Origin of the sequence: Ferroplasma acidarmanus Fer1 (assembly GCF_000152265.2) — an archaeon.
Taxonomy (GTDB): Archaea; Thermoplasmatota; Thermoplasmata; order Thermoplasmatales; family Thermoplasmataceae; genus Ferroplasma; species Ferroplasma acidiphilum.
Genome location: NC_021592.1, coordinates 678,566 through 705,128, shown reverse-complemented (window position 1 = coordinate 705,128; position 26,563 = coordinate 678,566). Strand labels below are relative to the sequence as shown.

General features: G+C 37.0%; 25 protein-coding genes and 2 tRNA genes. 15 read left to right on the top strand and 12 right to left on the bottom strand.

The window, feature by feature from the left end; genetic code table 11:
• Positions 1–4: 4 nt before the first annotated feature.
• The 4 genes from FACI_RS03410 to FACI_RS03395 form a co-directional block, all read right to left on the bottom strand.
• Positions 5–775: a glycosyltransferase gene (locus FACI_RS03410; protein WP_009886721.1), complete on the bottom strand. Its 771-nt coding sequence runs from the start codon at positions 773–775 to the stop codon at positions 5–7.
• Positions 776–783: 8 nt separating this feature from the next.
• Positions 784–969 (bottom strand): hypothetical protein, encoded by a 186-nt coding sequence (locus FACI_RS03405; RefSeq protein ID WP_009886720.1) that lies wholly within the window; start codon positions 967–969, stop codon positions 784–786.
• Positions 970–991: 22 nt separating this feature from the next.
• Positions 992–1,645: a hypothetical protein gene (locus tag FACI_RS03400; protein WP_148285721.1), complete on the bottom strand. Its 654-nt coding sequence runs from the start codon at positions 1,643–1,645 to the stop codon at positions 992–994.
• 116 nt (positions 1,646–1,761) lie between these two features.
• Positions 1,762–2,592: a TatD family hydrolase gene (locus tag FACI_RS03395; protein WP_009886718.1), complete on the bottom strand. Its 831-nt coding sequence runs from the start codon at positions 2,590–2,592 to the stop codon at positions 1,762–1,764.
• 171 nt (positions 2,593–2,763) lie between these two features.
• Between FACI_RS03395 and psmA the strand changes: the two genes are divergently transcribed.
• The 3 genes from psmA (at position 2,764) to FACI_RS03380 (ending at position 5,009) form a co-directional block, all read left to right on the top strand.
• Positions 2,764–3,468 (top strand): archaeal proteasome endopeptidase complex subunit alpha, encoded by a 705-nt coding sequence (gene psmA / locus FACI_RS03390; protein ID WP_019841472.1) that lies wholly within the window; start codon positions 2,764–2,766, stop codon positions 3,466–3,468.
• A 129-nt stretch (positions 3,469–3,597) separates the two neighbouring features.
• Entirely contained in the window at positions 3,598–4,878 is a 1,281-nt protein-coding gene (locus tag FACI_RS03385; RefSeq protein WP_009886716.1) for an adenylosuccinate synthase, read from the top strand.
• 56 nt (positions 4,879–4,934) lie between these two features.
• Positions 4,935–5,009: transfer RNA gene (locus FACI_RS03380), tRNA-Glu, on the top strand.
• 383 nt (positions 5,010–5,392) lie between these two features.
• On the opposite strand, the gene FACI_RS10230 is transcribed toward FACI_RS03380, so the two are convergent.
• Positions 5,393–5,584: a hypothetical protein gene (locus FACI_RS10230; protein ID WP_187288963.1), complete on the bottom strand. Its 192-nt coding sequence runs from the start codon at positions 5,582–5,584 to the stop codon at positions 5,393–5,395.
• A gap of 765 nt (positions 5,585–6,349) precedes the next feature.
• On the opposite strand from FACI_RS10230, the gene FACI_RS03370 reads away from it, so the two are divergent.
• Entirely contained in the window at positions 6,350–7,738 is a 1,389-nt protein-coding gene (locus FACI_RS03370; RefSeq protein ID WP_009886713.1) for an APC family permease, read from the top strand.
• Positions 7,739–7,801: 63 nt separating this feature from the next.
• Here the strand turns inward: FACI_RS03370 and FACI_RS03365 are convergent, their stop codons facing one another.
• From FACI_RS03365 to FACI_RS03355, 3 genes are all read right to left on the bottom strand, one after another.
• Positions 7,802–8,653, bottom strand: a complete 852-nt coding sequence (locus FACI_RS03365) for a hypothetical protein (protein ID WP_019841471.1) — start codon at positions 8,651–8,653, stop codon at positions 7,802–7,804.
• 293 nt (positions 8,654–8,946) lie between these two features.
• A tRNA-Val gene (locus FACI_RS03360) sits at positions 8,947–9,019 on the bottom strand.
• Positions 9,020–9,052: 33 nt separating this feature from the next.
• Positions 9,053–9,643: a site-2 protease family protein gene (locus FACI_RS03355; protein WP_394325018.1), complete on the bottom strand. Its 591-nt coding sequence runs from the start codon at positions 9,641–9,643 to the stop codon at positions 9,053–9,055.
• A 57-nt stretch (positions 9,644–9,700) separates the two neighbouring features.
• On the opposite strand from FACI_RS03355, the gene FACI_RS03350 reads away from it, so the two are divergent.
• The 8 genes from FACI_RS03350 to FACI_RS03315 all read left to right on the top strand — a co-directional run bounded on the left by FACI_RS03350 (position 9,701) and on the right by FACI_RS03315 (position 19,233).
• Complete coding sequence (locus FACI_RS03350; protein WP_009886710.1) at positions 9,701–9,976, top strand: transposase; 276 nt, start codon at positions 9,701–9,703, stop codon at positions 9,974–9,976.
• Positions 9,976–10,914: an IS3 family transposase gene (locus tag FACI_RS09750; protein WP_009886709.1), complete on the top strand. Its 939-nt coding sequence runs from the start codon at positions 9,976–9,978 to the stop codon at positions 10,912–10,914. Before FACI_RS03350 ends, FACI_RS09750 begins: the two co-directional genes overlap by 1 nt.
• Before the next feature lie 276 nt (positions 10,915–11,190).
• On the top strand, positions 11,191–12,234 hold the full coding sequence (locus FACI_RS03340) for a DNA double-strand break repair nuclease NurA (protein ID WP_019841467.1): 1,044 nt from the start codon (positions 11,191–11,193) through the stop codon (positions 12,232–12,234).
• Entirely contained in the window at positions 12,215–13,747 is a 1,533-nt protein-coding gene (locus tag FACI_RS03335) for a helicase HerA domain-containing protein (protein WP_019841466.1), read from the top strand. The genes FACI_RS03340 and FACI_RS03335 overlap by 20 nt, the downstream gene beginning before the upstream one ends.
• Positions 13,747–14,868 carry a metallophosphoesterase family protein gene (locus FACI_RS03330; RefSeq protein ID WP_009886706.1) on the top strand — a complete coding sequence of 374 codons (1,122 nt, stop codon included), beginning with the start codon at positions 13,747–13,749 and terminating at the stop codon, positions 14,866–14,868. The genes FACI_RS03335 and FACI_RS03330 overlap by 1 nt, the downstream gene beginning before the upstream one ends.
• Positions 14,868–17,552, top strand: coding sequence for an AAA family ATPase (locus tag FACI_RS03325; protein ID WP_009886705.1), 2,685 nt, complete (start codon positions 14,868–14,870; stop codon positions 17,550–17,552). Before FACI_RS03330 ends, FACI_RS03325 begins: the two co-directional genes overlap by 1 nt.
• A gap of 59 nt (positions 17,553–17,611) precedes the next feature.
• Positions 17,612–18,154 (top strand): HemK2/MTQ2 family protein methyltransferase, encoded by a 543-nt coding sequence (locus FACI_RS03320; RefSeq protein WP_009886704.1) that lies wholly within the window; start codon positions 17,612–17,614, stop codon positions 18,152–18,154.
• Positions 18,151–19,233, top strand: coding sequence for an OBG GTPase family GTP-binding protein (locus FACI_RS03315; protein ID WP_009886703.1), 1,083 nt, complete (start codon positions 18,151–18,153; stop codon positions 19,231–19,233). Before FACI_RS03320 ends, FACI_RS03315 begins: the two co-directional genes overlap by 4 nt.
• 15 nt (positions 19,234–19,248) lie before the next feature.
• Here FACI_RS03315 and FACI_RS03310 read toward each other — a convergent pair whose 3' ends face one another.
• Together FACI_RS03310 and FACI_RS03305 are read right to left on the bottom strand one after the other, a co-directional pair.
• Positions 19,249–20,343: a hypothetical protein gene (locus FACI_RS03310; protein WP_019841465.1), complete on the bottom strand. Its 1,095-nt coding sequence runs from the start codon at positions 20,341–20,343 to the stop codon at positions 19,249–19,251.
• Complete coding sequence (locus FACI_RS03305; RefSeq protein ID WP_238553360.1) at positions 20,344–21,777, bottom strand: cytochrome ubiquinol oxidase subunit I; 1,434 nt, start codon at positions 21,775–21,777, stop codon at positions 20,344–20,346. It lies immediately after the preceding gene.
• Positions 21,778–21,920: 143 nt separating this feature from the next.
• On the opposite strand from FACI_RS03305, the gene FACI_RS03300 reads away from it, so the two are divergent.
• Positions 21,921–22,547: a helix-turn-helix domain-containing protein gene (locus tag FACI_RS03300; RefSeq protein WP_009886700.1), complete on the top strand. Its 627-nt coding sequence runs from the start codon at positions 21,921–21,923 to the stop codon at positions 22,545–22,547.
• Between the two features lie 34 nt (positions 22,548–22,581).
• Complete coding sequence (locus tag FACI_RS03295; RefSeq protein WP_009886699.1) at positions 22,582–22,851, top strand: acylphosphatase; 270 nt, start codon at positions 22,582–22,584, stop codon at positions 22,849–22,851.
• A 4-nt stretch (positions 22,852–22,855) separates the two neighbouring features.
• Here FACI_RS03295 and ilvA read toward each other — a convergent pair whose 3' ends face one another.
• Together ilvA and FACI_RS03285 are read right to left on the bottom strand one after the other, a co-directional pair.
• Positions 22,856–24,061 carry a threonine ammonia-lyase gene (gene ilvA, locus FACI_RS03290; protein WP_009886698.1) on the bottom strand — a complete coding sequence of 402 codons (1,206 nt, stop codon included), beginning with the start codon at positions 24,059–24,061 and terminating at the stop codon, positions 22,856–22,858.
• Positions 24,062–24,176: 115 nt separating this feature from the next.
• On the bottom strand, positions 24,177–25,559 hold the full coding sequence (locus FACI_RS03285) for an MFS transporter (protein ID WP_009886697.1): 1,383 nt from the start codon (positions 25,557–25,559) through the stop codon (positions 24,177–24,179).
• A gap of 155 nt (positions 25,560–25,714) precedes the next feature.
• Between FACI_RS03285 and FACI_RS03280 the strand changes: the two genes are divergently transcribed.
• On the top strand, positions 25,715–26,473 hold the full coding sequence (locus FACI_RS03280; RefSeq protein WP_009886696.1) for an MBL fold metallo-hydrolase: 759 nt from the start codon (positions 25,715–25,717) through the stop codon (positions 26,471–26,473).
• Positions 26,474–26,563 lie beyond the last annotated feature (90 nt).

Below are 26,563 nucleotides of genomic sequence, written 5' to 3'. Positions count from 1 at the left end.
AAGTTTATTTTTTGCTTTTCAGCATGCAGTGCAGGTAACCTCTTAAGCCATAAAAATTCCTGATAACATATGTAGGCGAGAATAGATCTTTCATATTCAGCCTGTGGGACAATTCCAGTGTTCTGCCATACTTTTCCTTTAGCTGGCGCCTTCCGTATCCGTTCCAGTATGCCTGTTTTTTAAAATCCCTGAAAGTTTCCCTTGTTTTTGTATATACAATGCAGGTATCACATACTGCATATTTCGCACCGGATTTTACTGCCCGTATATTCATATCAATATCCTCGGCAGTTACAAAATTTTCATCGAAGCCACCTATGCTTTGAAAAAGCGATTTTGAATACATTAAATTAGAGGAAGGGCGCGTAACCTCAAATCCCCCATAATAAAGCTTGAACCTCTCCATGGAATATCTCATATTGCCTGTATTGATGCTTTTACCGGCAACAAGGTTATAATTTTGTGTTAAAGCCCTTAAATTTTTAATCCATGACTCGCCAGCTATTGCATCGCCATCGATGAATGCTAGATAATCATAATTTGATTTCGATGCGCCATAATTCCTTCCGCCGCCTCTGGTTGTTTTTTTTCTATAATATTTCACGAAATCATATTTTTCAGCGTACTCCTTCAGTATCTTCGGGGTTTTATCCGTGCTCATGGAGTCAACTACAATAACTTCAAATGGTTGTTCCTGGGAAATTAGGGAAACCATAAGGTCCCTTATATTTTTCTCTTCGTTAAGAACAGTTATAATCGCTGAAATGCCTTCCATCTAAAAACTTACCAGTCCATTCTCTGTGTTTCCCTTTCTTTTTTAGTATTCTTCTTGTACTCCTTGTAATGAACTTTGCATAGATGGACCTTGGTTTTCTCTTCCTTCAATGAGAAAACCTTTCCGGCCAGGTCAGCTGGCACCGTTTGAAAACTTTTTTCATTGCATCCTTTGACTTCACATATTTTTTCCATGGATTAGCAATATAATATCTGCTTATAATTTTTTACCTTTTTCAATATAAGAACAGACTCCGTGGGAACTAAGCATTTTTGCAAATGAACCTGAAATATACAGTATATCATTCCTGTGCAGATAATAATCCCTATCAGGTTGCGCTATTGGTGGCTGGTCTTTAATTATCCTCACGAGCACCATTTCTTCTGGAACCGGCGCTTCTTCGATTTCAGGTTCTGTAATATTTTTCTCAGGAGGTTCTTCCACAATATTTTCTTCTTCAGGCATCTCTGGAATTTCCTCTGTTTGCCTCGTTATGCCGGTAAAATCATCGTAGTACCCCTTCATCTGGGCGTTCAATTCCTTCATTATATTCTTTTCCTCGGGGCTCATATTGTAAAGGTATTCCTCTATTTCATCATACACGGAGTACTTCCCAATTTTCTCGAATCTCACCTGAAAAAATGCCTTAAAATTTTTCCTTACTTCATCAAGGAGTTTAGTTATTTCCATATATTCTGTAATATCGCTGGATACAACCCTATCTTTTTCCTCCGTTAACTCAACAAACAATGAATGTATATTTTTGTAAAAATTAGGCTCTATCCTGTTTAATTTTCTGGATTTTCGTTCAGAAAACAACATTGCCTTAAGGTCTTCCAGTAGTTTATCATATTTGCTGATGTCGATCATTATCATTATGAATACCATAGCCATTTAAATATTTATCATTAGAAGGATTTTATTGTGCCAACTTACTAATAAATCCTGGAACGCAATATAGATGATAATAATATGGCAATGAATAATCATCTGTCGAAGAATTCCTTCCTGTAAATCCTGAATGGCACTTCCTCAAAAATCCTGTGAAATATTTCATCATAATTTTCGTATAAATTTTTTATCATTTCAGCCCTTTTCGGCACCGAGTATACAGGAATAACCTTGCCAGGCTTGTCTTTCTGGTCTGTATAATCTGTTTCCAGTAAGAAATCCTTGCCAGAGCTTACTGCAGTTTTTATATTGTTCCTTGAAGCAATAAATGATTTGGTTATGCTATCATTAAAATTTATATCCGTGGCATTTGCATGGTGCTTTATTACCCTATCAACACCGTAATGCATTTTAATCAGAGATTCTATTCTCAAATAGCCTCCTTCATCCATATCCTCTGTATGCAGGATCAAAGGAATATCATGGTCATGGCATACATCCAGTGCATATTCCAGAATAGTCCCGGAATCGCTGTAGACCTTTTCATCAACGGGAAAATGTGGGTAACCTATCTCTCCCATGGCATCAGCATTTCCGGCTGTTATAATGGATGCCGCCATGTCTATTCCTCTCTTCATTTCTTCTACAGGGTCCTTCCCTGCGGATTGGAAATAGAAATAATCCAGTGGATATGGCCCGATTGTAATCACTGTATCCACCCCGGCATTTCTAACTGTTTTTGCAACATCTATGGTTTCCCTGTAAAGTTTTTCATAATGTGATTCCGGTGTATAGAAATAATCCGGAAAATTAACCATGTTCATGGATGTTCCTCCATATTTCAAAAATTCTTTTGCTGCATCAACGTAATACCCATTTCTCCTTATATGTGCAAAATTGTCAAATACAGTTCTATATGGTGACATATGCACACATAAAATCTATTAATATATCCCTTGTGTTTTCAACTATTTAATTATCCTGTATTTAACATTTTTTTCTTTTACGGGATTAGGGAAAATTTTATAATGAAATATACATATTGATTTGAAGAAAAGATTATAATCTTATATTATAATTAAGGAAGAGGTGAATAAATGCAACAGGGTCAAATGGCTTATGACAGAGCAATAACAGTATTTTCTCCTGATGGGAGATTATTTCAGGTCGAGTATGCAAGAGAAGCAGTAAAGAAAGGTTCAACAGCCCTTGGTATAAAATTCAAGGACGGCGTATTGCTTTTATCAGAAAAGAAGGCAAGAAGCAGGCTTGTAGAAAAGAATTCATTGGAAAAAATTCAGCTTGTAGATGACAATGTTGCAACTGTAACATCAGGTCTTGTTGCTGATGCAAGGGTACTAATAGATTTTGCAAGGGTTGGAGCACAGCAGGAAAAGGTAACATACGGTTCGCTCACAAATATAGAAAACCTTGTGAAAAAAGTGGCCGACCAGATGCAGCAGTACACACAATTTGGAGGCGTCAGGCCATACGGAGTATCTATCATATTTGCTGGTACAGACACAATAGGCCCGAGATTATTTGATTGTGACCCCGCTGGAACAATAAATGAATATAAATCAGTGGCTATTGGTGCAGGGAAAGATGCAGTTACCGATTATATTGAGAAAGAATACAAGGATGACATGAGCCTTGAAGACACAATAAAACTTGGAGTAGCAGCTCTTAAATCAGCACTTGCCGACGCAAGCTCAATGAAAGAGCCTGAAATCGCTTCAATAAAAGTTGGTGAGACTTTCCACGTTTATACGAATGAGGAAGTTTCAAAATACCTTAACTAAACTGTAAATGTAAAATAACTCCATGAATATTTTCCCTTTACCAGGGAAAACCATTTAATTTTTAATTTTCTTGTTTTCTTGATTTAAAATAACAGTTTTATACTCAATTAATATAACATATAGGTTAAAGTGATTTCAGTTATTCTTGGTTTGCAGTTTGGTGATGAGGGGAAGGGTAAAATTACTGATTTTGTCAGCAGAGATTATGATGAAGTTGTACGTTTTAATGGCGGCAGCAATGCAGGGCACACAGTTGTCATAAAAGGTGAAAAATTTAAATTCCATCTGGTTCCATCCGGAGCAATGCAGAGCAATAAAGTCATACTTGGAAATGGAATGGTTATAGATCCGGAAGAACTCGTATCAGAACTGGACCTGCTTAAAAAATCCAAGAAAGATATAGAGATAAAAATCAGTGCAGGCGCACACATAGTTACCAAAATGCACAAATGCCTTGACAAGAAAGAGGAAGAAATCAGGTCTAAATTAAATATAGGGACAACATCCCAGGGCATCGGCCCAACATACGAAGATAAGTATGCAAGAACCGGGATACGCTTTATAGACCTATCTAATCCAGAAATTATTAAAGACAAGATTGAAACAATATACAATATGAAGAAACAACTGCTAAAGGGCAGCATATTCGAAAATCCGGAAGAAAGGGCTAAAATGGTTAAGGACCTTTGCGGCTTTGGCAATTCAATCATGCAATATATGGATTATACGGAGAACGTTATAAACAACGATTACCGCCTTGGCAAAAATATACTTTTTGAGGGTGCCCAGGGAGGAATGCTGGATATAGATTTTGGAATATATCCATTTGTCACATCTTCAAACACACTTGCAGGAGCACTATCAACCGGGTCTGGATTCTCTTTCAGAAAGGTTGACCGTGTTATCGGAGTTTTCAAGGCCTATACATCCAAGGTTGGTTCAGGGCCATTCCCCTCGGAAATAATAGGGGACAGCACATTGAGGGATTTAGGCAGTGAATACGGTACAACTACAGGCAGGCCAAGGAGAGTCGGCTGGCTTGACCTCCCATTGTTAAAGTATACCATAATGATGAACGATGTGGACTCTTTAGCCATTACAAAGGTAGACATACTGGGGAAAATGAAAACAATAGAGATAGCAACAAAATATACAATAGATGGCAAGGAAATTGACTATTTTCCGAGAAGGCTGGATGATTTTGAGAAGTTGCATGTTGATTATGTGGAGTTGCCCGGTTGGGGCGACATAGAAAACCCTGATGATATAATTGCAAACGGATACCAGGCACTTCCCGAGAATATGAAAAAATATATTGAGTTCATTGAGGAAAAAACAGGTAAAACCATTGATATTATATCGCTTGGGGAAGACCGTAGAATGACTATAACAAAACAAATATTTAATTAATATAATGCGATTATGGCATACAACTTTTAGGCCATTAATTCCAGGCTTATTTGTATGCTCCGATGGTGTAGTCAGGCCAAGCATTCCGGCCTTTCGAGCCGATGACTCGGGTTCAAATCCCGGTCGGAGCACTATAGTACAATTTTAATTCTTTAACCAGGAAAATCTTAAATCATCTCTCCTTAAATAATTCATATCTACTTTTTCTGATATAAACATGTTATGATATAATGAATACAGAATATAGATATGCCTTTTCTCAGTTCGTCTTCTACATTCCTTTTAAAATTTTTCGGGTAATAATACCCCAGTAGGGTAATTTTTAATTTAAAAACACTCATGGATAAATTACCCCTGAAACCTTTCATCAATGTTTTTCCTTTGTTTGTTTCACCTTTAAACAGTGAATTTAATATTAACCTTTCCCGCTATTCCTCTAATTTTAATTATACCATTTTCTGGTCAGTACTAATTAACAGCCGAATCTGAACTGCAACATACTATAAAAAGGAAATCATGGCACAAGGAATATAAATGCACTTAGATTCATGTATAAAAATAGCACAACAGAAGTTAAGCCCCCAATTTTAAGTGCTGCTTTATAATTGTCCAGTGTAATATATATGATTGATAGTGATGCAAATCCAATTATAACAGAAATATTCAAATAAACAATGATCAAACCGGTTATACCCAATGGAAACATATCTTTAGTTGTTAATAAATATATATCATATAATGGATAATATAATAAGATTAGTATAGAAAGTGTAATTACGGTTGAAAATAAAATTGATTTTTTAGTTGATGATTCTGGAAGGTATTTCCTGTATACTAAAAAAAGAATATAAACCAGCATCCCCCATGAAATTATATAAAATATTATTAAATATATAAATCCCGTTATTAAACCATATAAATTTACCATTTAAATGCACTACCCCGAAATTATACACCCTATAAGAGTTATCCATAGCAGCAGATATTTGGCTTTTTACGTGTTCCGGATCCCAAACAATGCCACTCTCCTATAGGTAGTTATATCCCACTACCTATTTTACCTCTTTTTCATATTCTATATATAGTGACACATATAAGCATATAAAGATTTTGGTAAATACTGTATAATAACTTAAATGCCTGCTCAAAAGCCCAGAGTTCAGGACGTATTCAGGGGTCTTGTTTAAAAATTGTAAAAATATAAGATTTCAAAATAACCGTTTAGGGGTGAGCCATCGGTAGGCAGTATAGTAAAATTTTAATGTTATAACATGGAAAACATTAAATTATCTATTTTCCCATAGAACACGCCCCTCATTTTTGTAACATAAAATGCAACGCCCGTTTCTTATATATTTTTGAACCAATAATAATCTCTTTGCGGTTAACTATATCCTAAGAAATATGCCTGAAGGAAAATTTAAATATTCAAATAAACTTTACTTTAATAAAGTATACTTAATTGATAAAGATGATATTTAAAATAAACAGGAGTTCTGGTGACTTAAAATCTAATGTACATAAATTTATTGACCTTTCAGCACTTTCAACATCAAGCGTAGCACCTGCATTCAGCATAGCAGCATCATACGGTGTCATTGCAATGTACCTTGGGTTTTATTCAATTATGGCAATTATCATCACATTTCCCATATGGCTTGGCGCAGCTATATTGTTTAGAAAATTTAACAGATTATACCCCAGCGCAGGTGCATCATATCACTGGGGAAATAAGATCGTATCAAAGAGGTACGGTTCTTTGCAGGCATGGATAATTACCCTTGCATATTTTTTTTCAATTCCACCAATAGTAATACCTGCAGGCGAATATACAGCAGTGTTGCTTTACAATACTGGAATAATAAGTTATTCCATATATAGCAGTACAGTAACCATATTCTTGCTCGGCAGTGCATGGATTTTAATTACACTTGTAGCATCTATAATGGGTGCAAGGCCAACTGCAAGGCTCACAGAAATCTTTCTGGTACTGGAGTTATCCATAATTGCCGTTTTCATTATAATAGCAATATATTTTTTGCCGGGGCATACTGTAAATACGGTTTCGCCAGGCTGGTTCATAGGTTTTGGCGCTCTATTGAAGAATCCATATAAATTTATGTTGGCTTTCCCCATAATAGCCACAATCATGGATGGATGGGAAATTGATTCATATGCATCCGAGGAGTCATTTAATAGGGAAAAATGGCCAGGAACTACAGGAATTATAGGGCTTATTGCAGTATTTGCCATTTATCTTGTTACAATGACATTAATGGATATTGAGACACCTATGAGCCTTCTATCAGCTAGTCTGGACCCTCTCGCCACCTGGTCCCATTACATAATTCCACAATATTCATTTGTTATGGATATTGCAGTTATAGCATCTACTGCAAGTTCGCTGTGGTTGACAACCTATATACTCAGCAGGGCATGGTACGCTATGTCCCGCGAGCATCTCCTTCCAAAGCAATTCGGATATATTAATAAAACAAGGAAAAGCCCATATGCTAACCTTATTATAATTATGATAGCGGCTGAATCAATAAATGCAGTCATGCTTTTTGTGCCATCAATAGAAAGCTTCTTTGCACAGTTGCTGTCAATATCTGGAATATTTCTGATGATGGAATTCGGAATAGATTCTCTGACAGGCATATATCTTTATTCACACAGGAAAAATGTCAATATGAAACACATCTATCTTGGGATTTCCATCTTTTCATTTACCGGATTTTTTGTTATGATCATGTTTGGAATCGTTACAAATACTTTATTTATAATACTCGTTATAATATTGATAATTCCAGGTATCCTGATTATGTTTAAAAATAATCAAAAGATAATACCGGATTAAAAAAGAAAAAAATTTTATTTCCTGGCATTTCTCCCTCAATCTTTTATGTAGATGTTCGGGCGTTTAATGCTTCCTGCCATAGAAGTAATAAACAGTTATTCCGAGAAGCACTATAGCCACCCCTATGCCAATATAAGCTCCGGTGAGTTCTGTATGAACCGGTACAACGTTTGTACTCGAAAGGTCAAGAGTGTACGTATAGCCAGTTGAAGTATACGTTTCATTTGAGGGTGTTGTTCCACTTCTTACGGATTTTTCGTGAACATTTGCATTTAAACTTAATATGACATTTGTGGCGGAGCTGATATATATTGCGCCTGTTACATTACAATATGAAGCTGCAGTTGATGGTGTTGAGTTGCTCGTTATTTCATGCTCAGATATAACATATTCCGTGGCCTTTACTGTTCCAAATGCGGTTTTGTAGTATGAAAATTGAATAGCTTTTGAATAGTTAACTGTATAGTTGTAGTTTCCATATAATCCTTTAAAATTTCCCCCACTCATTGGAATTAAGACTGTCAAACTTTTAGAAGAATTACTGACATATATGGGCACCATATATTTTGCATCACTTATGGGGACATTGGTATATGACGATATTCCACTGCTTGTTGGAACAGTTATATTTGCTACTGTGTTGTTTGAACTGCTTACAGATACATTATAATAATATGTGGCAGGACTCACAGTAGTATTGCTTATGGTGGTTTTTCCTATGCCGTTTGAGTGTGAGTAATCCTGGGAATAAGTGTATCCTGATGTACTGCAAATGTAATTCATTGATGATCCACTGTCTAAATATGCATGTGTGTTTCCCGGGCTTGCTGCTGCAGATAATGGCATGCTTATCATAAGAGCTGCCGTTATTACCGTGGCTACAATCAATAAACTTTTCCTATTTACAGTTATCATATAGGCAATACATTTGCTGCGTATATAAATTTATGTACAAGGATATGTATTTTAACCATATTTATGCGTTTTCTTTCCTGTAAATTTTATTTGAAATTTATAAATAATATAAATAAATTATTAGATTTTTAGAATTCAAGATTATAAAATAACCATTTCACAGAGTTATTGAAACTTTAGATATTGATATAATGATTTTAATTTATTACTATTCATATATCTTAATAATGGTTTTATTTAAGCTAGCCATAAAACCATCCACTTTTTTATTATATAATCATACTAACTATTAATGGGCCTGGCCGGATTTGAACCGGCGATTTCTTCCGTGTGAGGGAAGCGTCATAACCACTGGACCACAAGCCCCTTAGTCTGTATCTGTTTTTAGTTATTAATTTTTTAGGGTTTTATCGGCAGCGCAGTAAAGGTAAGCGCAAACATTACCAGGCAGAAGACTGCTATCCCGATATCAACTCTGGATATTTTCTCGTAATCATTCAGGGCTGGCGGATGGGCCATCCCCATAAAGATAACGAATAGGGCAAGGAAAAGCCAGCCTATATAATGATATGTTATCGTTAGATAAAACAGGAACCCTATGAAGATATATCCTAATATATATGACCTCGGGCCAAGTATGCCCCTGGCAATATGCCCTCCATCCAGCTGCCCCGCCGGTATAAGGTTCATTGCGGTTGCAAACATGCCTACCCACACAGCAAAAACCATGGGGAATATGGGGACATTGGAAGGTTCAACTATTCCAAATATATGGTAAATTTCAGGGTAATTTAAAATGAACGGTATGTAATTGCCTATTGGCTTGAAAATGCCCTCCAGATACTGGGCAAGAAATAGGAGGGGGACAGCCGCCAGGAAACCAGCTATAGGGCCCGCTGCACCTATTTCTGCCATTGCCTTTCTTGTGGGGACAGGGTCCCTGAGTGAAACAAATGCCCCGAATGTTCCTATCAAATATGGAAATGGGATAAAAAATGGCAGTGATGCATTAACCTTATATAAATTGGAATATAATGAGGTGATATAATGGAGAAATTTACACCAGATGAAAAGGTAGCAATAGTAATGGAATCATTTACATCAAATAATATAGCAGAGCTATGCAGGAGGCATGGAGTATCTGTAGCCAGCTTCTATAAATGGAGGGATAAATTTATAGAATCAGGAAAAAAGGGATTCTATGAATCAGGTAGATCTGGAGAAAATGAATACCAGAAAGAGAATGAAAAATTAAAAAGACTGGTAGGTGACCAGGCTCTGGTTATAGATGAATTAAAAAAAAATTACAGAGGGAAGAGATAATGGAAGCAGTAAATAACCTTAGAAATAAACTATCAGTATCAAGGTTCTCTAAAATAACCGGAATACAGAGATCATACATCTACTATAACAGGAAAATTACAGTAAAGCATAAGAAATCAAGGATACCTGAAAATACAATAAATAGGGTACTGGAGATATCAGGAAAAAGGGTTACATACGGGCACAGGAGAATATGGGCTGTATTAAGGAATGAAGGGGTTAAAATAAACATAAAAACGGTAAGGAGAATAATAAAATCAAGGAATTTACAATTACCATATGCAAAGCATAAGAACAGGACAAACAAAAGGAATTTAACAAAGCCCTCAGACATAAACCAGCTATGGGAAACAGACATACACTATGTCAGCACACATAATGGGATGTACTATTTAATGGCTGTAAAGGATTGCTTTTCCAAAAGATGGATCTCATACAATTTCTCAAGGACATGCACAGCCAAAGATTGTGTAAAGCCAATAGAAGAGGCATATGCAATAAGGTACAGTAATTCTAATCTTAGTAATCTTGTACTGAGGACAGACAATGGAACACAGTATATAGCTAAAAGCTTTAAAGATACTGTAAGGTTACTGAATATTAAACATGAATACATTAAAAAGCAAACACCTGAGGATAATGGGGATATAGAGTCATTCCATAATTCATTGAAAACTGATTATATATGGCAGAATGACCTTGAAAGCTATGAAGACGCTAAGGAATTAATGGAATACGCCTTCAATGATTACAACAATTACAGGCCACATTCTTCTATAGGCTATTTAACACCTGTAGAATTTGAAAAACAATGGAACATCAGTGAAGAATTCAGGAATAAGTTTCTGGAAGATAGAATGAAAAGGGAGGAGAGAAGATTGAAAAGCAGGAAAATTAATATAAGCAGGAGGAATGAAAGTGTCTCAATATTACACTAAAAAACTGTCCAAATTTTGGGGGAACAGATCAATAACCTTATCCATATTTTCATTTTCAACCCTTACACTTTGAAACACAACAGCACCTCCATCAACATCTTATTTATCCATATAAGCTAGCAATAATGTAGATATGGTTTTAAAACTTTACGCCTATATAATTTTTTACAATAGATTTCAGGATAAATATTTGCCTGTCCTATGGACTTTGCAGTTCTGGCAAACAGGCACACATATGGAAAGATTTATTTTTGAATGAAATATATTGTTATTTATATGGATACATTTTCAGATTTTATGAATTATCTTGACAGGAACAGTGATTCAATGAAAAAGGATTTGAAACTGGACAAAACGTCAAGCATATACAAATTTTACCGTGACCTTTTTAATTCCAATTATATTAAATTTAAGCCTTCGGACCCTGGAAAAATAGATGCTGCTGCAACAGACAGTTCTGAATTTCTCAGGATGCTTTACAATGGAAAAAATATTGTGATTGTCAGGGCATTTACCCTTTACAACAATGAGGTAACATCGGATTTTCATGCTGACCTCGTTGCCGTTGACCCTGTGGATCAGAGAAATTTTACCATACTTCTTATGGAGCATTCAGAACATAAGTCAATGTTAAAGTTTCTTGATGAACATTCCCCCGAATATCTCTTTGTTGATGGATCTTTAAAGGGGAGATTGTCGCACAGGATAGAAACGCTTCCAATAGAAAAATATGAGAATTTTATGTATGAATACATGAAAACATTGAAGGAACTTATAAGAAAATCCTACGAGAAAGGCACAACACTCATATTTATGGCAAAGAGCAGCTATACTGAATGCTTTAAAAAGTACCTTCTGGAAACTGCACGCAACGATCCAGAAACTATGAAAATAAAAGAAAAGGAATCTGGAATTTACAGAAATGACCATTACCTGATAAAATCATTTGCAGAGGAAAGTGGATATACAACTCCCGTGATGTACAGGAAGAATCTAGAAGGTACAGATATAAATTACGTCTCCTTTGATATCCTTCCAGACCCTGTAGATTTGCCAATGAAGGTGCAGGTGCTGTCAAAGAGCTTTATCAAAGAGGATCTGGATCGGAAGCCATACAACCTGGACGAGAAGATAATAAATACATTATTTTACGGTTATACCGGATACAAGGTTTACAACCTCTGGCTGGTTGATGTGGATAAAAAGGTCAAATTCAGGTCCGTGGAAATGGAGAAGATATATATGAGGGCACTGGAAAGAAAACTGGAAATACCATTTTACGAAACAAGGGGTGAAAGGCGTGCAAGAATCAGAGCTTAAGATAGGTTACATAATAGGTGAAAATACTTCAGGAAGGTTCCAATTTGTCATATCGGATGATAGCAATATAAAAAAATGGGAATATGTTTACCTGAAAATTAAAAATGAGATAGTAATAGGAAGGATTGAGGAAATAAAATCTAAAAGTGAATTAATGAATGATGGCATGGACTACCAGAGCATTGATAAATATGCAAAGACCGGGATGAATGACTTTGTCAATATATGCATATCCACAATACTTGGAAAACTGAAGGATGGTTATCTCGCCCAATCAAGGGAAATAATAAAGCCCGGTATGCCCGTATATCCGGCAAGTGATGAAATACTTCAGAAAGTATTTTCCTTTAACACGGAAGAATCATTGAATATAGGATCCTTGCCGGACAACAATGTGAATGTTTCACTTAACGTGAATGGATTGCGCAGGCATCTTGCCATACTGGCACAAACCGGAGCCGGGAAAAGCCATACAGCGTCTGTAATAATGGAAGAGTTGCTTAAAAAAGGTGCATCTATAATAGTTCTTGACCCACATGCAGATTATGTATTCATGAAAAAAGGTGTAGATGGGAAATTTTACTCTGAGGGCATCAGTGTATTCAGGACGCCACTGAGCACAGGCCGGTATACAAACAACGATGTGGGCATAATCAATAATTTCACGATAAGGTTCAGCGACCTTACACCTGACGATGTAAAGGGAATAATGGATATAAAAGAGGGCTATACAAACCTTATTTCCATAGTGGATGACATATACAAGAAAATGAAGGGAAAGAAGGACCTGAACGATTTCCTTGAAACCGCTGAATCACTCCCGGCGGAAGACTATAAGAAAATCAAGGGAAGGCTAACATTCCTGAAAAAAATTAAGGATATATTCCAGGATTATACAACCGGGATAAATGATTACCTTGGCCCTGGAAAAATGTCTGTAATGGATTTATCCGGCATGGACCAGTTCCTGGCCAATTACTTCTCTTACAGGGTGCTCTCTTCCATTTACGATGTTAAATTATCATCTGAATTCAAATATCCTGTATTCGTTTTCATTGAAGAGGCGCATAATTTTGTTCCACCAAGAAGCAATAGCAACATAGCAAAAATGATAAAGAAGATTGCAGGGGAAGGCAGAAAATTCGGAATATTTCTTGTAGTCATTACCCAGCGCCCGGGAAAAATAGATGCAGATGTGCTGAGCCAGTGCAATTCACAGATAATACTACGTGTTACCAACCCCTCGGACCAGAATGCCATACTGGAAAGCAGTGAGAATATCACGGGCTATCTGATGGAAGACCTACCATCCCTTGACACCGGGGAAGCCATAATAGTCGGGGAGATTGTCAAAATGCCGGCTGTTGTCAAAATCAGGAACAGGGAAACCATGGCAGGAGGGTCAGATATCGATGTAATAGCACTGCTCAGGGAAGCCCGGGAAGAGGTAAGGAAGAAGAATGACCCCTCAGAAATACGGAAAAAAACAAAGGACCTCCTGGGTGAATTTTAATGGCACGATTCCTCCATTTATCAGATACACATCTGGGATATCGCCAGTACATGATGGATTTGCGGGAAGAGGATTTTTATGAATCATTCAACGAAGCAATAGATTTCGGACTTGAGGAAAATGTAGATTTTTTTGTCCATACCGGAGATTTATTCGATACATGGTCTCCTTCAAACAGGGCAATGAATGAATTTAAGAAAGCAATGATAAAACTTTATAAAAAAAATAAAACAATGTACCTGATAATGGGGGACCATGACCGCCCTAAAAGAACGGATGAGGTAGCTTCCAGGATATTCGATTTTCTGGGAGTAAAGCTCCTTGGAACTGAGGAATTGCAGAGCATTGTAATCAATTATGGTGGTGAAGACATACTGCTTTCCGGAATATCCAACATGAAAGGGCTAAGGAAAAACAGCCTCGTGGATCAGTATAGAAAGGCCGATATTGAAGCAAAATCATATAAAAACTCCATAATGATGTCGCACCAGGGCGTTTCACCGTATCTTATACCGGAAGCCTGTGAGGTAGATTCTAAAGACCTTCCTGTTAATTATAAATACCTTGCATTTGGCCATGTACATGATTCTTATTTAATAACAGATAAATATCCGGTATTTTCATATGCAGGGTCTACTGACCTGAACAGCACAAATGAAATTAAAAATTTTTTAAGGAACGGGAAATCAGTAAACCTTGTAGACATAGAAAATGGAAAAATAGATGCACAGAGGGTAAAACTGAAATCTACAAGATACCTGAATGCTGTAAACACCAATTATGCCAGCTATATGGACGATATGCAAAAAATACTGAAAACTCCGGGAATAAACGGCAAAGAGCCGCTTATATCATTAACTATCCACGGGGACGCAGACCGGGATGATGTAAAAGCAAACCTGCTGCTACTTAAAAACGTCATAATAAGAGGGCCTGTGTTTGAAAAAGAGGTTAAAAGCATTGAGGAAAAACCCAATATGTCAAAACTGCAGGATTACTTCAAAGCCTATTTCAAAGATGACCAGATGGCATCACTGGCTGAAAATATATTTAACTCAATAAAGAATGAGGACAATGAAACATCCTACAGGTTAATAAGGGAGATAATGCAGGTGGAATAATGATTATAGAATCCATAAAAATTATAAATTTTCTATCACACGAGAATACTGAAATAACCTTTGAACAGGGCATTAATATAATCACAGGAAAGAACGGTGCCGGAAAAACCAGCATACTTGACGCAATAAAATTCGCATTATTTGCTGAGTCAAGGAATAATGAAAAAAACAATGAATTGATAAAAAAGGGAAAGAATTATTTCGAAATTACATTGAATTTCAATGTAAATGGTGAACATTACGAAGTATACCGGCACTTCGGCCTTAAGAAGGCAAAAAATGCAGAAAGGCTTGCATCTGTTAAAAAGAACGGTGTAATAGTAGCTGAAACATATGAAGGTGTAAACGTTGAGATAACAAAAATTTTGAATGTTTCAAGGGAAGTATTCAAAAATTCAGTATTTGTAGAGCAGGGGCAGATGGATTCATTAATCTCCGGCACCCCGAAGGAACGGAAAACAATTTTTTCCGATATAATAGGGCTCACATCACTTTCAAGGAGCGCTGACCGGCTCAGGGAAATCATTGGTGCATTCAGGGAAGAAATGATCCTGCTTCAAAACTCCAGTGAGAGGCTTGATCAGGCAAAAAAAGATATTGAAAAGTTTAAGGAAGAGAAAAAAACAGCATTTGAATCCATGTCCCGGGCTAAAATTGAATCCGAAAAATATTACGGGGAACTGGAAGAATTAAAGGCAAAACAGAAAGAAAGAGATCGGTATATAACTGTTATAGAAAATATAAAAGCCAATATTTCAAAATATCTGGATGAGATAAAAGAGAGGGAGGGCCAATCAGTGGAATTATCTGCAAAAATTTCTGAAATCACTTCAATCGAGAAAAGGGTAACAGAACTTCAGGAGAATCCATATTATAAAAAAATGGATTTTATTAACCGGTATTTTCTGGAGAAATCGGGAATGGACAGTGCAGCAAAGGACATGGAAAAAGCTAATAAAAGACTATCAGAATATTCTGATTACGCCGGAAAACTTGAAAAGCTTTCGGAATACCATAAAAAGTATTCGGATATGCACGATAAATATACACTGAACAGTGAAAAAATAAAGGAAAGCAGGAAAATGCACGAGGAATACCTGAGTGCATCCAGCAACATTCAATCAATGGTAGATAGATTGAATAAAATGAAAAATTATGTTGACAATTATTTAAAATCCTCCGGCTTGAGCCTGGAAGATATACAAAATTTCAGGCCAATCAGGGAAAAAATCAACAGGGAAATTTCAGAAAAAACATCCAGAATCTCGGAAATAAAATCAAACGTGGCATCATACAGCAAAACCCTTACTGAGGTCAGGGAGAATATGGAAACACTGAAAGGCAAAAGCACATGCCCCCTGTGTGGCACAAACCTGACTCCGGATCATATGGAATCAATATCTAAAGAATATGACGAAAAAGCAGGACAAATTATTGGTGACATAGAAAAATTGAAACTGGAGAAAAACTCAGTTGAATCTGATCAGGAGAAGCTTAAGGACAGGTATAAAATTTTTGGAAGCCAGGAAATTGAAACTGCAGCATCCTACATTAACGAAATCAAATCTTTAGAAACTGAGAAGAAAGAGCTGGAAAATACCATTGAAAACGCATCTAAAGGGCATGAATTATTCAATGTACTTTCGGCGGAAAACGAGAATCTGGAAAAAGCCATAAAAGAACTGCAGCAATATGAAAATGAATATATCAGATACAGCAGCATAATCTCCGGTATGGACCCCGGGGCAATCAAAAAAGAAATTGAAGCAGCAGGAGAATCATTTACCACATTTAAAAACAGGATAAATGAACTGCTATCTCAAATTGGCTTTGTGCCGGAATATAATGAATATCAGAATACAGGCAAAATCTCTTCTGAAATCAATCGCCTTAAAACTGAAGTAGAACGGTCCAGGGAAATGAAATCAAAACTGGAATCGATTAAGGATGAAATCGAGAATAGGAAGAAATCTATTGAAGGATTGCGTATTGAAATGGAAAATAAACAATCGGCAATGCATCAGTATGATGGCATAGATGAACAGGCCGGTAATATAGAATCCCGGTATAAGTCTGCATACCAGGAAAACATAAAAATGAAGACACTGGTGGACTCATATACAGAACGGATAGAGGAAACAGAGGAAAATGCTAAAAATCTTGAACAGGATGCAGAAAAATATAAAAAGACCAGGGAAGCTATATCAACACTGGGGAAAATAAGGGAAGCCTTTGATTACAATGGCATACAGTCCATAATCAGAAAAGACGCATCCGCTTCCATGACCAACCTCACAAGAAAGTATCTACAATCATTCAACCTGGATTTTGATGACATTTCCATAGATGAAAATTTTGACATTAAAGTCACCCAGAACTCTATGGAACAGACCCTTGAATCACTCAGCGGGGGAGAAAAAACAGCACTGGCAATAGCAATACGATTGTCCGTAACAGAATACGTCCTGGAAATAATAAGCATCATAATTATGGATGAGCCAACAAATTTTCTGGATGAGGACAGGAGGAACAATTTGAAAGATATTATATTATATTCATTGAAAGGCGAAAACATAGTGCCACAGATGATAATGATCACGCACCACAGCGAATTGATATCCGTTGCAGATGCATCCTATGAAATAATAAAAACTGCAGGAACGTCGAGGGTTATCTCATCATAGGCAGCAAACTTCTAAAAATTCAATAAACATAAAATATCTTTATAGTATTATTGAGAATCATGATTAATATAGATTATTCCGATGATGTCTATAAACCCTCAGATGATACTTACCTTATCCTGGATAATGCCGAATGCGGGAAAAGTGTTCTGGAAATGGGTTCCGGTTCCGGCTTAATAGCCATCACACTGGCCAGACAAGGCCATAGTGTTACAGCTGCAGATATTTCACCGGAGGCAATAAATCTCATAAAGCATAACGCATTTATCAATAATGTGGACATGGAAATTGTTAGATCAGACCTCTTTGAAAATATACATGGAAAATACGATACAATAATATTTAATCCGCCATACCTGCCTGTTGAAGGCGAGAGCCCCCAGTGGGCGGGTGGAAAGGATGGCTTTGCCGTAACCGGCAAATTTCTCGCAACAGCCCATGAATATCTGAATCCAGGAGGCAATATTTTTCTGATTCTGTCCGATTTAACAGATATAGAATCATTTATTGAGAAAAACCGGAAGTATGAATTCATAAAACTTAAATCTATGAGTTTTGATTTTGAGGCCATATTGCTTTATGAGTTAAAAGTGAGAAAATGACAATACAGGAAAGGATAAAGGAAATAGAAGACGAAATTAAGAAAACCCAGAAGAATAAAGCTACAGAAAAACATATAGGGTTGCTCAAAGCAAGAATGTCAAAACTTGAACTGGAAGAAGAATCACATAAAAAATCAGGTGGATATGGTTTCTCCGTTTCTAAAAGCGGGGATGCCACGATGGCACTGGTTGGATATCCAAATGTAGGAAAAAGTTCTCTTCTGAATGCCCTTACAAATAAGAAAAGCACTGTAGGGAATTTTGAATTCACAACACTCACAGTTATTCCAGGAACACTAAATTATAATGGTGCCCAGATACAGATACTTGACCTTCCAGGAATCATAGACAATGCTGCACTGGGTGCAGGCAGGGGAAGGGAAATCATCAGCACCATCAGGAATGTGGATCTTATAGTGCTTGTAACTGATATCCAGTTAAAAGGACTTGACAGGATAATTGCTGAACTTTACAAAGCAGGGATTGTACTGAACAGGAAAAAGAAAAACATAGCATTTAAGCGTACCAATTATGGCGGATTAAGGATACATAAGCCCAGAAATGTGGATATTGACAACGGAGATATAAGGGACATAGCAAAAGAGTTCAAGATAGTCAATGGCGATATATACATAAGGGAAAACATTGATATGGACGATCTAATAGATTTTTTTAAGGGAAACATAGTTTACATAAAATCTTTCATGGTTGTTAATAAAATAGATATGCCACACGATGAGGAACAATTGAAGCGAAAGCTGAAAGACTTTGGCAATTATATTGAAGTATCCGCAGAGACCGGGCATAATCTGGAAAGCATGAAGAATATGATTTATAAAACACTTGACATGGTCAGGGTTTATATGAGAAATAAATCCGGGGAAGTGGACTATGAACGGCCTCTGATATTAAGCGAGGGTGCCACCATACGGGATGTAAGCAGAAAGATAAGCAGGGAAATGATTTCTACCTTCCGTTATGCAATAATAACCGGGCCTACCAGAAAGATAGAAGCAAGGGTTGGCCTTGACTATAAAGTAAATGATGAAGATGTTGTAACCTTAATAAGCAAATATTAATAAAAATTTAAAAAATTAATTTTTCTGTGCTTCATTCTTTCCTGCCTGTTCAGTGGCCTCTGCATTGCTTTTGTTTGTTTTTTCAATCTTGTCAGGATTTATAGACATTCTGCCGCTGTTGTACACATATGCATACATTATCATCAGCAGCAGGAATAATATACCACCTATCATGCTAAGCCAGAAATTGGCAACCAGCATTGAGTTTGGAGAAGCAAAAGTGTTAATAGAGTATGCCCCACCGGCTATCCTGGTTATTGGCAATTCAAGGAATAATACTGCAATTGTCATAACAATAAACCAGAACGGTTTGTATGAAGCTAAATTCGTTGTTGGCTTATACATATATAGCAATGGTATAGCTATAGTTATTATAACGGGCAGAATCATATAATCTCCCATGAATTTTGCACCTGCTAGCGTAGCAACCACGTTCCATGCATTTACATTCAGGAATAATCCAAGTATTATTGTAAACAGCGGTATGTAACTTGTCCTTTTAGCTATTCTGTAGAATACCTGTGACATCCCGAATGCTATAAATAATGTGCCGAACAGGAATTCCCAGTAAACTGCAGAGTATACCGGAGCTGTAAGCAATGCAATATAGTCAACATAGGATTTTGACAGGTTAGTAAGATCCAGATGCAGTAATGGAGGCAATGATGGAATTGCCGTTGATACACTGTTTCCTACCATCAATGCCGCAATTGCAGTTACAAATCCTATAACCATTAGAAATGTTGCAGCTGAATAAAACATCATCAGGGGTTTGCTGTCAACTTTCTTCCATATGAACTCCGAATATATTATTGCCACATTCCTTAATATGAGCAAAGCAACGAACAGCCCTATTACAGGTATAAAGAGGTATGAGGATATCGGTACCAGCCCGGAATATATAAGCTCAAGTTCCACAACAAAAAATACTATCATAGTTCCTGTGATTTCCCATATTGGAACTATGTGTTTCAGCACTACTGTTTTATGCTTTTCATAATTGCTGAATATGGGATATATTGCTATGAATTCAGAAAACAGGAATGTAACCATTGCTGCAATGACTATCTTTAAGAACACGCCGTTAGCTTCCAGATATGAAAATGACATTTATCTCGCCCCCGCATTTAGGCTATTTACGTCCTTTCCAGTTTCAGGGAGATTTAAATCCCTCTCTGCCTTCCTCAACTCTTCCTCCACATTTGAAAGGTTCAGTACCTTTGCGTTGAAGTAGAATGTGAATGGTATTATTATCAGGTAGAATAATATTATAACTATCCCTAAATACCATACTATAGTGGAAGTTGAAGCTGCCTGGGCTATTGTCATTACCCCATAGTGGCCTGCTACTATCGGTTGTCCTGCAGAATTATACGGCATCAGTATAATATACGGCACCCTTCCAACTTCTGCTGTATACCACCCATCTTCCATGGTGAAAATACCAAGAAATCCTAAGGCAATAAATCCATAGAGTATGGATTTCATTTTGAATATATCCTTCTTCATTATTCTTAGCACAAGGACTATAAACCAGAATAATCCCATCAATAAGCCGAATCCAACCATAAGGTCCAGGGTGCTATGTATAACCGATGGTGCCCATGTGTATGTTGGGTAAGATGATAATCCCGGTATGTATCCGGCATTTCCCTTGGTCAATGGATATGCTAAAAGCGATTGTATGCCTGCAAGTGGAATGAAGTCAACAGCTTTTCCATTTGATATAAAACCGAATAAATGTTCTGGAGCGCCTGCCATAACAGGGTGTAAATTCAACTCCAGCATTGCATATTTTAATGGCTCCACTGTGAGTAGAGTAGATAATTCTATTGAACCGCTTATTCCTATGAGTATTATATCAACAATTCCTATTGCTGAAAGTATCTTCATGGCTAATTTGTCTATTATTTTTTCATTTTCATTCTTTGATTTCAGGTACTTATATGCGAAGTATGCAAGAAGCGCCATAGAACCCGCAAAATACATTGCCATAAACATGTGGAATAGTTCTGCCCCTGTTGACGGCTCATAAAAAACTTTTAAGGGGTTAACTCCTGTTATAATAGTTTCTCCGCTGCTCATGTATTTTGCAATGTTAAACGACCCGGTTGGGGTATTCATCCATGCATTTACATTGGTGATAAGCCATGCAGATGCTCCTGTTCCAATCAAAATTCCCCAGCTTACCAGCCAGTGGTTCCACCTGTTTTTGAAATTATCCCAGAAGTAAACATATACCATAAGGGTAACGGACTCAACAAGAAATGCAAAAACCTCTGCATAGAAACTCAGCATTGCTACAGCACCAACCAGCTTCATGAAGACTGGCCAGAATAGCATAAGTTCCACAGCCATAAACACTCCAGAAGCGGTTCCAATAGCGAAATTTATTACCAATGCTATACTCAATTTATGGGTCAGAGCCTCATAATACTTATTTTTATGTTTAAGTGCTATATATTCGGTAATGGTTATCATCAGCGCCATTGCCAGTGTGATGGCAACTATAATGATATGCGCAGAAATTGTATACGCGAACATTGCACTATCCCAAACTGGATATGAAATTCCCATCTTAATCAAAATTATATTAATTGAAAGTATTTAATTGAACTACCTTATATATCAGGTATATCCTTATTATACACCTATGAAAGATATTTATGCATATTTGCAATAAGATAATGTTGGCTAAAATTAACAGGGAGGTAGAAGCAGAATTTACGCTTGAGCGATCAGATTGTGATGTTACAAATTATATATTTGAGAATTTCAAAGGTGCAGGTATAGAAAGATTAAAGATAGATGGAAAGAGCACAACACACAGGATAACATTTGAATCAGCAGAGGATGCTGAAAAAGCCCTGGAAGGAATAAAAAAACTCACCAGCAGCACATTGAAAACGGGGAATAAAACAATATGGGCAAAATCATCATGTTGCAGTGCATGCTCCATAATAGGCTCACTGGATTCCATAATACTTGGAAGCAAAGCTATCAATTCATCCGCGATTAGTTACCGGCTACTATTCCAGAACTATGGCAAATTACTGGAATTAAAGCATATGCTGGAAATGAATGGCATTGTTTATTCTATTGGCAATATAAATTTTAAAGAAAATTTCGGCATAACACACAGGGAAGCAGAGATCATAGTCAGGCTATACGACGAAGGATACTTTGACCCGGAACGGAAGCTGAGCCTGACTGAAATAGCGGAACAGTTAGACATTTCAACCGCAGCACTGTCGGAAATATTAAGAAAGACACTCCGTAAAATTGTAGGGGAATACATTGAAAATAAGCTATGAGAAAAAAATTTATTGAAAAGTATGATGATCCATTATGTCAACAGTTAAATTTGTATTTCATGGCACTGTACAGGGAATTGGCTTCAGGGCACATGTGAAGAAAAAGGCAGTAGAGCTGGGCATAAAGGGCTGGGTTAAAAATAATCAGGATGGCTCTGTTTCTGCTGTGTTTTCAGGGGATGAGGAAATGATATCAATTATGGATGGCTATTGCAGAAAAATCCCCTTAGCAGAATTATCATCTGTTGAATCCATGCCAGCCGATGATGCTAATTTTGATTCTTTTGAAATAATAAGGGATTAATTGCCTATCCTATTATCCGGTATTTATAGCCAAGTTTATCGAGGCTCCCGAGCAATTCATCTATTCTCGATTTGTCAAGGATGTTTATTGTGAATAGGAGATACTGGTATCCTATAGGCGTATCCTTGTTTAAATTATCCACCTCAGCATGGTATATATTGGCTCCGGAAGATGATATGGCATTTACTATTTTTTCCATTATACCCGGGTGGTCAGGCAGATTGAATTCAAGGCGAAGCAACTTGTTTTCCATTTCAAGCGCCCTGTATATTATGTTTGACAGCAGTAGGAAGTTTACGTTCCCTCCTGAAAGTACAATAACAACTTTCTTGCCCTTAACATCAATTTTATTTTCAAATAATGCTGCAAGGCCAGCTGCGCCGGAAGGCTCCACAAGCACTTTTTCCCTTTCAAGCAGCTTGAATAGTGCATATGCAATATTCTCATCCGATACTGTAACAACTCCATCCACATATTTCTTTACCAGTTCAAATGTTATATTTCCCGGATATTTTACGGCGATTCCATCAGCAATTGTATCGTTGCTGGTGTATGGAACTATTTTGCCTTCCTTTATAGATAATTCCATGGCATTTGCCTTTTCGGACTCTACCCCTATTATTTTTATATCCTTGTTTTTTGATTTAATTGCAAATGATATCCCTGAAATAAGCCCTCCACCACCTATTGGCACTATTACAATGTCCGGTTTCACATCTTCTAAAATTTCAAGGCCTATTGTCCCCTGCCCGGCAATAACATCCTCATCGTTATAAGCTTCAATAAATTCCCTTTTCTCGTCCACTGAAACCTGTACCGCATATTCATGTGCTTCGTCGTAGCTATTGCCCTTTAGTATAACTGTGCCGCCATAGGATTGGACAGCGTTTACCTTGGCAGGCGGTGTTGTTTCAGGCATGACAATTTTTGCATCAACGCCATAATAGGAAGCCGCAAAAGCCACTCCCTGTGCGTGATTTCCTGCACTGGCGGTTATTACTCCATTTTTTTTCTGTTCAGCGGTCAACGTTGAAAATTTTACCATAGCTCCTCTGGATTTGAAAGACCCCGTCTTCTGAAAATTCTCCATTTTAAAGTAAACGTCACATGAAAACATATTGCTGAATGTTGTTGAATGGAATAATGGCGTTCTATGTATCTTCCCCTTTATCTCATTTCCTGCTCTGACTATTCTATCATAACTTAACATAGATTTGGATTGCGTTGATACATATATATGCTTTGAATGAAACCTGAATGGAAAATATATAAATTAACGTATTATGGCTTTTAGCTTAATGTTTAAATTACAAAAAATTTTAAAATTATTTTGCCCCGGCTTTAAATTTGCTAATTTTTCCCTCCTCTATTTCATTAACCTGCTCAAGTGTTTTTCCCTTTGTTTCAGTAGCAAGGAATATGGTAGCAAGCAAGCCAATTACAGATAAACCGGTGAAGAAGAAAAGGCTGGTGCTGAAGCCATAGATTGAAACAATAAACGGGAACGTTGTAATGCCAAGAATAGCCCCGATACGGCTAACTGATGTCCCGAATCCCTGTGCACTTGCCCTGTCTTCCGTGGGGAAAAGTTCTACCGGGTAAACAAAATCAGTAGAACCTGGTCCTATTGCTTCAGTTATATAAAATATTAGAAACAGTGCAAATATGAGGATTCCATCTGTTATAAATGCTGACCTATCAGGAACGTAAAATGTTATAATTCCAAGGCTTAGGAGTGATATTACCATACCGGAGAATCCAATTATTGTTATCCCTTTCCTGCCTATTCTATCGATCAGGAGAATTGCTATTAAGCTTCCAATTATTGCAAATGTATCAAAAACAGCAGACCCAAGCACCGCTAACCTTGCTTTTAAACCCAGCAATTCCAGTATTGTGGGGCTGAATATACTTATTCCATAGAATGCCGCATCAAATGTAAACCAGAATATTCCCACAAAAAGAAGGCTCTTTATGTATTTTCTGCTTAGCAGCTCTTTCAAAGGGTTCTTATTATCACGTTTAATTGCAGTTAAATTATCAGAAGTGCCGGTCAACCTCCGTTCTATATCCTCAGCTTCACTGGCATTGCCCTTATTGCTTAGCCACCTGGGCGACTCTGGAACATCCCTCCTCAGTACCAGAATTATGGCGGCCGGGATTATCCCAAGTAGAAACATATATCTCCATGACTCATTTCCCAGCGGGAGCAGAAGATATCCTGTTACTGCTGCTACTGCTGCACCTAAAAACCATGAAAGCACGTTGGTTACCAGCAGTTTCCCCCTGTATTTCACCGGAGAAAATTCCCCGATTATTGTTGTACCTATAGCGTAATCGGCACCTAATCCAAGTCCGAGGATAAATCTCATAATAAACAATGAGGCAAAGCTCCATGAAAATGCTTCAGCTGCTGTCAGTACAATAAATAAAGCCATGTCATACATATACATTGTCCGCCTGCCGTACAGATCAGTTATGTACCCGAACAGAATTGCGCCGACGAGCATTCCTATTGTTGTAGATGCCGCTATCATAGCTTTGCCAAAATCAGTATCCAGCCCAAATGCAGTTTTGGACATAACTATAAGGGCTACAGATATTATTGAAATATCGTAACCATCCAGGAATGTTCCTCCAACCGAAAGTGCTGTGATTTTCTTATGCAGAGAATTTATCCTTGCATTATCCAGAGCGTTATACCCCATAGCGTTCTATAAATGCCCCGTATTTAAGAAAAATCCAAATAAGCTATACTGGAATATATATGCCTATGGTTTATATATGGAGAATATTTAATTAAAAGGTTGGCTTGATTGTATATGTCAATAAACGGAACAGGAAATAGGAGGAATGATTTGAAATGCAAATTAAATTTTTAGGAAACTGGTCATCACACATACAGGCAGGGAAAAGGAACGTTTCAATTATAATTGATGGGCATATTGTCCTTGACTGCGGGCCACATACAATTGAATCCATGCTTGAAAATGGGATTGACCCTGCAAAAATTGATAAAATGCTAATCAGCCACATGCACCTTGACCACTACGGCGGCCTTGCTGAAATACTCTGGTACAGGGGAGCCAGAAATGTAAAAGATGAATTGACAATCATGGGACCAAAAGGAATAAGAAAAAATACAGAAAAAATATTGCAGATATATAATACCCCGGATAATTATATGTTCAGCGTAAAACCCAATTATGTGGAGATAAACAATAATGGGGAAGTATACGAGATTAAAACGGAATTTATAGACAAAAGTGAGAATGACTACATAGAAGCATTTTCAGGGAACCATATCATTCCGGACAATATGTACAGGCTGGAATACCGTGGTAATACTATTGCCTATACGGGAGATACAGCCTATAACGATAATATTCCACTTTTAGGGGAAAATGCAGATATCCTTTTGCATGAAATGACATATACGGATAAAGATGCTGAAATAGCAAAATTCTGGAAACACTCTACTTACTCGTCGGCAATAAAGGGTTTCGGAGAAAGCCATGCGAAGAAACTGGTGCCGGTACATCTTACAGATGAAACCGTTTCCGTTTTAAAAGCAAAATACAGTGAAAATATTATTCTTCCATTTGCAGATATTAATCTGTAATAGCTTAAATATCGCCCTTTTTCACTTATTGCTTGAAAAATAGCTATTCCTCCTGCTTAATATGATATATAACTATAAAATTTATATTGT